Here is a 10,164-nt window from a genome sequence, read left to right as displayed (position 1 = left end):
CACATCCAGCCCCCCCCTCAAACGTGGTGTACCGCCCCGCCCCCGCCACAAAAAAGTTTTAGCCCTTGCAAAAGGCTTCCGCGGTCGCCGCGGTAATGTTTTCCGCATCGCCAAAGAAGCGGTGATGAAGGCCGGGCAATATGCCTACCGTGACCGCCGGACCAAAAAACGTGTGTTCCGCCAGTTGTGGATCGCCCGTATCAACGCTGCAAGCCGTTCATTTGGCATGACTTACAGCCAGTTTGCCAATGGCCTGAAAAAAGCCGGTATTGAAATCGACCGCAAGGTTCTTTCCGATATGGCCATCCATGACAGCGCTGCTTTCGGCGCCATCGTTGAGCAGGTGAAAGCCAAGCTGGCCGTCTGATTTTCAGAACAAGATTGCTATTAAATTAATAGCATCTTGCATGCGAAAGTAAAGGGCTGGAGCTTGAAAAGGCTCTGGCCCTTTTTTCATGGACCGTTCTCATGGACCTTTCCGTGACGCTTGTGTGATGGCCGTGTGGCCGAAAGCGTTGCTGCTGTTTCCCTCCCGCACCCGTACCGTACAAGAGAATTTATGAACGAACTCGATGCCCTCAACGAACTGGTGAGTTCTGCCCAGGCCAGTTTTACGCGGGCCGCGACGCCCGCCGATCTGGAAAATGCCAAAGCGCAGTTTCTGGGGAAATCGGGGCGCATCACCGAGTTGATGAAGGGTATGGCCACCTTGAGCGTGGCGGAAAAAAAATCCCGTGGCGCAGCCATCAATTTTGCCAAACAGGCCATCGAAGCTGCGCTGAACGAGCGCCGCCAGGCGTTGGCTAATGCCGAGCTTGAAAAACAACTCAAAGCTGAAGCACTCGACGTCAGTTTGCCCGGCCGCCAGCGCACGCAGGGCGGTCTGCACCCCGTGTCCCTCACGCTGGAGCGGATTGAAGCCATTTTCGGATCCATGGGTTTTGACGTGGCGCAAGGCCCCGAGATTGAAACCGACTGGTTCAATTTCACGGCGCTCAATACGCCTGAAGACCATCCGGCGCGCTCCATGCACGACACGTTTTATGTCGAAGGCGGAACCGAAGCTGCGCCCAATTTATTGCGTACCCACACCAGCCCGATGCAGATCCGTTATGCGGTCCAGCATGTCAAAAAGCATCGCGTGGTCATTGATGCAGGGGGTAGGATGCCCGAGATTCGCGTCATCGCGCCGGGTCGCACCTACCGCGTTGACAGCGATGCCACCCATTCGCCGATGTTCCACCAGTGCGAAGGCCTGTGGATTGGCGAGAACGTGAGTTTCAAGGATTTGAAGTTCGTGTTTACCGATTTTTGCCGCACCTTCTTTGAAAGCGATGACCTGGTGCTGCGCTTTCGCCCCAGCTTTTTTCCGTTCACAGAGCCCAGCGCCGAGATTGATATCCAGTTCCAGACCGGGCCGCTGGCTGGGCGCTGGCTCGAAGTGGCCGGCTCGGGCCAAGTGCATCCCAACGTGGTGCGCAACATGGGGCTCGACCCCGAAAAATACATAGGCTTTGCTTTCGGCATGGGGCCGGACCGGTTGACCATGCTGCGCTATGGCGTGAATGACCTGCGCCTGTTCTTCGACGGCGATATCCGCTTTCTGTCCCAGTTCCAGTCATAAAAAAAGAACAAGGCAACACCATGCAATTTCCAGAATCCTGGTTGCGCGAATTTTGCAACCCGCCGCTAAGCACCGAGCAACTCGCCGAGACATTGACCATGGCCGGGCTTGAAGTTGAAGAGCTCAAACCTGTGGCACCGTCTTTCACAAAGATTGTTGTGGGCGAAATCAGGGAAGCTGTTCAGCACCCTAACGCCGATCGCCTGCGCGTGTGCCAGGTCGATGTCGGGCAGGAGAGCACCGACGGTGCGGGCAACAACCTTTTGCTCAACATCGTTTGCGGTGCGCCCAATGCCCGCGTGGGCATCAAGGTGCCGTGCGCCCTGGTGGGTGCAGAGCTGCCGCCCGGCGAAGATGGCAAGCCTTTCCTGATCAAGGTCGGAAAGCTGCGTGGCGTCGAAAGTCAGGGCATGCTGTGCTCCGCGCGAGAGCTCAAGCTCTCCGATGACCATGGCGGTTTGCTTGAGCTGGCTGCTGATGCGCCGCTGGGCCAGGACATACGCGAGCACCTGCAGCTGGACGACACGCTGTTTACCCTCAAGCTCACGCCCAATCTGGCGCATTGCCTCAGCGTCTATGGTGTCGCCCGTGAAGTCGCTGCCCTGACGGGTGCGCCTTTGAAGACGCTGGCATTTCCCGCTGCGGCTGTAGGCGACCCCACCAGGCTGCCCGTCAAGATCAGCGCTCCCGACCTGTGTGGCCGTTTCTCGGGCCGCGTTGTGCGCAACGTCAATACCAAAGCCGCCACCCCGTCATGGATGGTGGACCGCCTGGCGCGTTGCGGCCAACGCAGCGTGACGGCACTGGTGGATATTTCCAACTATGTCATGTTCGAGTTGGGTCGTCCTTCGCATATCTTTGACCTCGACAAAATCCACGGCGGGCTCGACGTTCGATGGGGCAAGCCCGGCGAGACGCTCAAGCTTCTTAATGGCAACACTGTGACGGTGGACGAGAAGGTCGGCGTGATTGCTGACGAGAGCCAAGTCGAATCGCTGGCAGGCATCATGGGTGGCGACGCCACGGCGGTGTCTGACGACACCAAAAACGTTTATGTTGAGGCCGCTTTCTGGTGGCCCAAGGCCATCGCCGGCCGTTCACGCCGCTACAACTTCTCAACCGATGCCGGTCACCGCTTTGAGCGCGGCGTGGACCCTGGCCAAACCGTGGAGCACATCGAACGCATCACACAGCTGATTATCGATATCTGCGGCAACGCAGACACGGTGTGCGGCCCCATCGACGATATGCAGATCAATCTGCCCAAGGCAGCTCCTGTCACCTTGCGTGTGGCGCGTGCGGCCAAGGTGATCGGCATGCCGCTCACGCAGGCGCAGTGCCTCGGCGCGCTCAAACGCCTGGGTTTGCAGGTGACTGAAGGCGAGGGTACGCTGACGGTGACTCCGCCCAGCTACCGATTTGACCTGGAGATCGAAGAGGACCTCATTGAAGAGGTGGTGCGCATGGTGGGCTACAACCAGTTGCCTGATACGCCGCCGCTGGCGCCCATCACAGCCAGAATCCGTCTGGAGGCCGAGCTCAGCCCGTTTGCCGTGCGCCGCGCGTTGGCCTCATTGGGTTATCAGGAAACCATCAATTTCAGCTTTGTGGAAGAGCGCTGGGAGACCGAGCTTGCCGGCAACACCGCGCCCATCAAGCTGCTGAACCCCATTGCCAGCCAGATGAGCGTGATGCGTTCCTCGCTGCTGGGTTCTCTGCTGCAGGTGCTCAAGTTCAACCTGGACCGCAAGGCCCCCCGCGTGAACGTGTTTGAACTGGGCCGGGTATTTCTGCGCGATGCGCAAAGCCGCAGCACCGACACCACGGTGGCGGGTTTCAACCAGCCCATGCGTGTGGCCGGCCTGGCGTATGGTCCGCGTGCGTCGCTCAACTGGAGCCAGCCCGACAAAGTGATTGACTTCTTTGATATCAAGGGCGACGTCGAAGCTTTGCTGGCCCCTCAGCATGCCGTCTTTGCGCCAGCAGAGCACCCCGCCATGCACCCTGGCCGATCTGCCAGTGTGTCGGTGGCGGGCAAGCAGATAGGCTTCGTCGGTGAACTCCACCCGCAATGGCGGCAAGGCTACGACCTGGCCCAGGCGCCACTCCTGTTTGAACTGGAGCTCGACGCTGTGCTGCAACGCCAGGTGCCGGTCTTCAAACCGGTCAGCAAGCTCCAACCCGTTGAGCGCGACATTGCGATGATCGTTCCGGAGAGCGTGACGCATGCTGCACTCATGGCCGCGATTCACGGCGCCGACACGCAGGGCCAGCTCAAGGGCGCGACGCTGTTCGATATCTACCGGCCGCAGCAGGCTCATGCCGACATGCAATTGGGCGAGAAAAGCCTCGCTGTGCGCTTGGTGCTTTCGAGCGACGCCGTTACACTGACTGACGAAAACATTGAGGCCGCTGTCCAAGCGGTGCTTGCAAATCTGCAGAGTCAATTGCAGGCACGCCAGCGTGCCTGAGCCTCTACAAAAAAAATAGCTGCCAGGAGGACTGCCCCTATGGAATTTTCTGTTGAAAGCCTGGAAACCCCGGCACTCACCAAGGCGCATCTGGCCGAGTTGTTGTTTGAGCAGATCGGGCTCAACAAACGCGAGTCGAAAGATATGATTGACGCATTTTTTGACCTGATTTCAGACAGACTGGTAGGTGGCAATGATGTGAAAATTTCCGGCTTTGGCAATTTCCAGATCCGCACCAAGGCACCGCGTCCTGGCCGCAACCCGCGAACTGGTGAAGCCATTCCCATCCAGGCCCGCCGGGTGGTGACTTTTCACGCCAGCCATAAGCTCAAAGACCAGATACAAGGCGACGATTCTGCTGGCTAGTACCAAGAAAACGGCTTTTCGAAGACCGTTCGCAATTTTCTTCTGGCTAAGCGCTATATGTAACTTAATGTCAAATTTGTTACATAACAACACATTTCAAAAAATTGTTATAACCCTTTGCGCAAACTTTCGACTTAGAGTAGATTTGGAAGTTTCCTTCAAAGTGCATTGATTTAATTGGAGAAAACTCTTCCTCCCATTCCCGCAAAACGTTACTTCACCATTGGTGAGGTCAGTGAATTATGCGGTGTCAAACCTCACGTGCTCCGTTATTGGGAGCAAGAGTTTACACAGTTGCGCCCGATGAAAAGGCGCGGCAACCGCCGTTATTACCAGCACCACGAGGTGTTGATGATTCGCAGGATTCGCGATCTGCTGTATGACCAAGGCTTCACGATCAGCGGTGCGCGCAATAAATTGCAGGAGATCGTTCAGACCGAACGTGACAAGCGGCGCAACGGCGAGGTCATGCTGGAGGGTATGGACGTGCCGGAAGCCGGCGATTCGGTGCTGGATGATTTTGAGGAGTCCGTGGACTTCGATGACAGCGAGACCGAGGGTGCTCACATGCTCGTCGGAAATGTTGCGCAACAACGGCTTCAACTGCTGCGCCGTGAGCTGTTCGAAATCCGCGATCTGCTCAGCCCCTCTTATTGAGAAGCGCGCCGCGTTATAATATAAAACTTGTCGGTGTGTGGCGCAGCCTGGTAGCGCACTTGCATGGGGTGCAAGGGGTCGAAGGTTCGAATCCTTTCACACCGACCATAATTGACGGGGGTTAGCCGGTATAAGTGCCTGCTAACCCCTTTGTCGTTTCTGGGTGTGCCGTGCAAATTTAGCCACACCTTTAGCCACACCGCTGTAATTGCTGGTCATCAGGATATTGGCATCAGCGTGAGTCGGTCGAGCAGTGATTGGTGGTCGAGGTGGTGCCAATATCAGGTTTTTTGAAGTGAATTTCCCTGAGCAGCAGGTCGAGGTGGTCGCCAACAGCGCGAAGCCGGTCAAGGTGCTGGTGGTCTAATCAAGCCTTTAATCCTGAGAATTAAGCAGTTCCACCGCATGTCAAGTGCGTGATTGAGTCAGTTTTTACCTTTAGCATGAACCCCGTCAGCCCAATTCCGGTTATTTTGGCCTTTCTTCTGGCCTTAGCAACGACCCATTTCCTCGCTAAGCGTTTCGCCGTGATTCTTCCTGTCGGGCGAGTCTCAACCATTGACGGTTTGCGCGGATACCTCGGGTTTGCGGTGTTTTTACATCATGCGTCCATCTGGTTCTTCTTTCTTCGAACTGGACACTGGGCGGTGCCGCCCTCCAATCTATACACGCACTTGGGTCAAAGCGGGGTTGCTTTGTTTTTCATGATTACCGGATTTCTGTTCTTCTCGAAATTAATTGACTCGAAGGATCGGCCCGTTGACTGGACCAAGCTGTATATTTCTCGTCTCTTCCGGCTTACACCCCTCTACTTATTTGCCATGGGCACGATGTTTTCGATCGTGGCAGTTTTGTCGGATGCGCAATTGCGTGAGCCTGTGGAGTCACTTGCTCTTGGTGTAGCTCGCTGGCTCGCGTTTACAGCAAAAGGCAATCCAGATTTAAATGGCGTAGCCCAGACTTGGATCATCGTGGCTGGTGTCACATGGACACTTCCCTATGAATGGGGGTTTTACTTGATGCTCCCGCTTTTCGCGCTAATGGTGAGCTCTCGAACGCTCATCGGATCCCTTGTCATAGGAATCACCGCATTGCTTGCTTTCAAGTGGTTGTTGGATCTTGATTTGTTGTTTATGAAGGCCTTCGTCGGTGGCATGGCAGCTTCAGTCCTTGTACGCTACGAGAAAGTTCGCGTTATCGCCTCAGCAAAGATATCCACTATGCTGGTGGTAGGCTGCGTTGCAGCCGTTGTAATGATTTATCCCACAGCCTATGGCTCGATGCCTCTGCTACTTCTGTCCATTGCTTTTACCCTTGTAGCTGGCGGAAACACGCTGTTTGGACTGTTGACTAACCATACGTCCCGCGTGCTTGGAGAAATGGCCTACAGCATTTACCTCTTACATGGGATTGTGCTGTTCTTAGTGTTCCGTTTTTTATTCGGATTTCCCGAGGCGGCAAAGCTCAGTCCGATCGAGCATTGGGCGGTGATTGCACTGTGTACTCCCGTTCTCATATCGATTTCGTTTTTAACGTTTCGTCAAATTGAATTACCGGCCATGCGCATCGCACCAAAAGCGGCGAACTGGGTAAAGTCACGTCGCACCTCAATAACTCAAACTGTCTTTGGATGGCGTGGATAACTTTGCGCAAGCGAGCCGAGGCCATATCTGCGCTCCAGCGCACTGGCTGACACTTGCGAAGCACTGGCTTTGAATTGCAGGCTCCATCGGCATAACTCTCACATTTATTTGACTTGAAAGCGTTCACACTGTCCAATGAAGGCCGACAGCGCTCCAGCATCCCTATAATTTCTGGCTTCGTGCTTCACTTTTTACTTTTCAGTCTTACTGATCAACCCATTCATGACCAACCCTGACGGGAAAACTGCGTTCAGCCTGCATATTGAAACCGGCACCGAAAACGGTGACGCTGTTCCAGCCGCAGTGCTCGCGCAGATTCTTACCAGCGCACAGCGCAGCTTTGAACTCATTGGGGTTCACGCTCGGGCATAGCCTCGTCACCCGCATCCGCCTCACGAGGCCGCCGGATGAAACTGGCCGCGTACATGGGCCAGACATCGAACTTGCCCAGGTCGTCAGGCGGCTCGACACCAAAGTGGCGTCGGGTAGCGCTCCCTGTCCTTCATGGCTTGGTAGTGGCTGCACATAAGCGTATGGTAGATGCCCATCACTATCAAGGCAGATCATCTTCACTATCACGGAAAAAATTCGAGCAGTTCTATCATCACAATGACGTTGATAGTGCGCGCTGAAAGCCAACAACGAGGAAATCATGAGCCTGATTCAACCCCTTCCCGCCGGGCCGCTGGACATCGTGGGCGACATCCATGGCGAATATGACGCTCTGTGCAGTCTGATGGGCCATCTGGGCTATGACCAACAAGGAAACCATCCTGAGGGCCGCACCCTGGTCTTTGTGGGTGACTTCTGCGACCGGGGGCCGGACAGTCCGGCTGTGCTTGCCTTGGCGCAGGAGCTGGTTGAATCCGGACGAGCCGTGGCGGTCCTGGGCAATCACGAAATCAACTTGCTGCGTGAAGACGTCAAGGATGGCTCAGGCTGGTTCTTTGATGAGCGCATGAGCCATGACCATGAAAAGTACGCGCCCTACCAACGACCTGACCCAGCGGCACGCTCACGCATCCTGAGCTTTTTGTCCATGCTGCCTATCGGCCTGGAGCGGGCGGATCTGCGGGTCATCCATGCGGCCTGGCTGGACGAGCAGATCGAGGTGGTCAGGGCATTGACCCTGGGCAGCGTTCGCCAGCACTATGACAAGTGGGAACTGGCGGCCAGGCAGGAAGCGGCCGAGACCGAGCTGGAACAACTCATGGCCGCAGAGCTTGAACGATGGGAGCATGGCTTGGAGAACATGCACCGAGAGCCGCCGTTTCTGCATGCCCATGCGGAGTTTGAGTCAAGCAAGCAGATGAAGAATCCGCTCAAGGTATTGACCTCAGGGGTGGAGCGCAAGGGGACGGTGCCGTTTTATGCAAGCGGCAAATGGCGGTTCGTTGAAAGGGTGCAGTGGTGGGACGAGTACGAAGACTCGATTCCCGTGGTGGTTGGCCACTACTGGCGGCGCCTGAACAAGATTGACCGCAGCACGGTGGGTAAAGGTCATCCGGACCTGTTTGACAACACCTCGCCGCTCGCGTGGCACGGCAAGCATCGCAATGTGTTCTGCGTGGACTTTTCGGTCGGTGGCCGCTGGACGGAACGCAAGGCCGGCACAGCTCTGGGGCAAGACTTCAAACTGGCGGCACTGCGGTGGCCTGAGCGGATCGTGCAATTCGATGATGGACACTATGAGATGACACGGCATACCGCTTTGGTGACTGCCTGATTCCTTTTGGTCCCAGCTAGGCCGGGCTGCAATCCGACCGAAAAGCAGCGGGAGGAGTCATTCGACCACGGTAACTCGATCTGCCGAAACGGCCAAAACCGGTCGTTCAACTGACTTCCCCCATTGCAGACGTTCAAATGTGTTGGCGCCGGCGCACTATTGACCAGCCGTGCCGATAAAAGTTTGACCAGTGTTCTACGAGCTGCCTGGATGGTCACCTTTGAATCGGCACAATTAGCCGAAGATGGTCAATGTGCGATCGGCGGTAACATCTTGACTACAGAATGGCTTGACCTGATTCCATAACGAACGAAGAACTATCGTGGTTTTTAGATTACTCAAAAAACGTACGGAATCGCACGCAGCGAAGATGCAACAGGAACTGTCTCTCGCCCTTCAGGGAAGAGCACAGGCAGAAGAAGAATTGGCAGCAATCTGCGAGGAGAACGAGCGGCTCACAACGCGGTTCGATTTGATACGCCAGGCAACGAGCGACGGATTGTGGGACATGGAGACCAATCAGTCCAATCAGACGGACGCAAACAATCCGTTCTGGTGGTCCGATCAGTTTCGGCGCTTACTCGGTTTTCACGGCGAGGAGGACTTTCCAAACGTGCTCGGCAGTTGGTCGTCACGGCTTCACCCAGAGGACTCAGCACCGACGCTGGCTGCTTTCTTCGCCCATATCGATGATCGCTCAGGCCAAACGCCTTACGACGTGACGTATCGGCTGCGCTGTCGCAACGGTGCGTATCGATGGTTCAGTGCCCGTGGAAAGACGATACGCACATCCGACGGAACAGCGCTGCGGGTGGCCGGTTCGCTGACCGACATCACTGACCGAAACGCCATTCTTGGCCTGAAACGCTACGCCGAGGACATCATTGCGAACCTTCCGGCAGGGCTGATCGTGGCGGACGACGCCCTGCGCGTGCTCAGTGTCAACCACACCTTTCGCGGGATTTTCGGATTGAAGAACGAAGATGACGTTGTCGGGCATGAACTCGAAGCCCTCCTGCCGCAACCCTGGCTGCGCGAGCAGGTGCAAGGCGTCCTTGCCGACGGCACAACCCTACACGGCATTGACGTAGTTCTCGGCGAAAAACGGCTGCGCGTTGCCATCGCGGGAATCCGCCTTGCGGAAGAAGACCGCCGCCTGCTCATAGTCGCCGAGGACGTGACTGAGGAGCAGCGGCTGCGTGAAGAGGCCCTCGCGCATGCGGCGCGTTACCGCGAGCAGGCATCGTTGCTTGACAAGGCAACGGACGCGATTGCAGTCCATGGGATCGATCATCAGATTCTGTTCTGGAACAAAGGCTCGGAGCGTCTTTACGGCTGGACTCCAGAAGAAGCCATGAGAATTTCACCAGATGAACTGATCTGGGACGACCCGGTTGCCTTCAGAGATGTCGCCAACCGGGTCCTGGATCACGGCGAATGGCGCGGCGAGGTTGCGCAGCGGCGCAAGGACGGCAGCACTTTGATAGTTGAAAGCCAACGGACCCTGGTGCGAGACGAGAATAACCAGCCACAATCGATACTCGTGATCAACACGGACATCACCCAGCGCAAACTCGCGGACCTGGAGCTGGTGCGCACCAACCGAGCACTGCAAATGCTCAGTCGCTGCAACGAAGCCCTGACCCACATGGACGACGAAGTCGAGCTGCTGCTGCA

9 protein-coding genes and 1 tRNA gene are annotated in these 10,164 nt (G+C 56.3%); all 10 read left to right on the top strand.

The annotated features are described in order from the left end of the window. On the top strand, positions 1–367 hold a 367-nt coding region (gene rplT, locus B3F77_RS20600), incomplete at its 5' end, for a 50S ribosomal protein L20 (RefSeq protein ID WP_293606766.1). A gap of 192 nt (positions 368–559) precedes the next feature. Beyond that, a complete protein-coding gene (gene pheS / locus B3F77_RS20595) occupies positions 560–1,624 on the top strand; it encodes a phenylalanine--tRNA ligase subunit alpha (protein ID WP_293606765.1) in 1,065 nt (354 codons plus the stop codon). A gap of 20 nt (positions 1,625–1,644) precedes the next feature. Next, positions 1,645–4,095, top strand: a complete 2,451-nt coding sequence (gene pheT / locus B3F77_RS20590; protein WP_293606764.1) for a phenylalanine--tRNA ligase subunit beta — start codon at positions 1,645–1,647, stop codon at positions 4,093–4,095. A 39-nt stretch (positions 4,096–4,134) separates the two neighbouring features. Further along, positions 4,135–4,461 (top strand): integration host factor subunit alpha, encoded by a 327-nt coding sequence (locus tag B3F77_RS20585; RefSeq protein ID WP_293606763.1) that lies wholly within the window; start codon positions 4,135–4,137, stop codon positions 4,459–4,461. 177 nt (positions 4,462–4,638) lie between these two features. Next, entirely contained in the window at positions 4,639–5,118 is a 480-nt protein-coding gene (locus B3F77_RS20580) for a MerR family transcriptional regulator (RefSeq protein WP_293606762.1), read from the top strand. Between the two features lie 31 nt (positions 5,119–5,149). Then, positions 5,150–5,226: transfer RNA gene (locus tag B3F77_RS20575), tRNA-Pro, on the top strand. 335 nt (positions 5,227–5,561) lie between these two features. Beyond that, positions 5,562–6,761 (top strand): acyltransferase family protein, encoded by a 1,200-nt coding sequence (locus B3F77_RS20570; protein WP_293606761.1) that lies wholly within the window; start codon positions 5,562–5,564, stop codon positions 6,759–6,761. Positions 6,762–6,983: 222 nt separating this feature from the next. Further along, positions 6,984–7,133, top strand: coding sequence for a hypothetical protein (locus B3F77_RS20565; RefSeq protein ID WP_293606760.1), 150 nt, complete (start codon positions 6,984–6,986; stop codon positions 7,131–7,133). Between the two features lie 280 nt (positions 7,134–7,413). Further along, positions 7,414–8,487, top strand: a complete 1,074-nt coding sequence (locus tag B3F77_RS20560) for a metallophosphoesterase (protein WP_293606759.1) — start codon at positions 7,414–7,416, stop codon at positions 8,485–8,487. A 370-nt stretch (positions 8,488–8,857) separates the two neighbouring features. Beyond that, positions 8,858–10,164, top strand: a 1,307-nt coding sequence (locus B3F77_RS20555; protein WP_293606758.1) for a PAS domain-containing protein, incomplete at its 3' end; no start/stop codon positions are given.

The organism is Polaromonas sp. UBA4122, from assembly GCA_002381615.1.
Lineage (GTDB): Bacteria > Pseudomonadota > Gammaproteobacteria > Burkholderiales > Burkholderiaceae_C > Polaromonas.
This window is presented reverse-complemented; position numbering and strand designations above follow the sequence as displayed.

Bases quoted from the DNA above. Each gene is read 5' to 3' on its own strand.
- pheS (WP_293606765.1), top strand. From the start codon at position 560: ATGAACGAACTCGATGCCCTCAACGAACTGGTGAGTTCTGCCCAGGCC.
- pheT (WP_293606764.1), top strand. From the start codon at position 1,645: ATGCAATTTCCAGAATCCTGGTTGCGCGAATTTTGCAACCCGCCGCTA.
- B3F77_RS20585 (WP_293606763.1), top strand. From the start codon at position 4,135: ATGGAATTTTCTGTTGAAAGCCTGGAAACCCCGGCACTCACCAAGGCG.
- B3F77_RS20570 (WP_293606761.1), top strand. From the start codon at position 5,562: ATGAACCCCGTCAGCCCAATTCCGGTTATTTTGGCCTTTCTTCTGGCC.
- B3F77_RS20565 (WP_293606760.1), top strand. From the start codon at position 6,984: ATGACCAACCCTGACGGGAAAACTGCGTTCAGCCTGCATATTGAAACC.
- B3F77_RS20560 (WP_293606759.1), top strand. From the start codon at position 7,414: ATGAGCCTGATTCAACCCCTTCCCGCCGGGCCGCTGGACATCGTGGGC.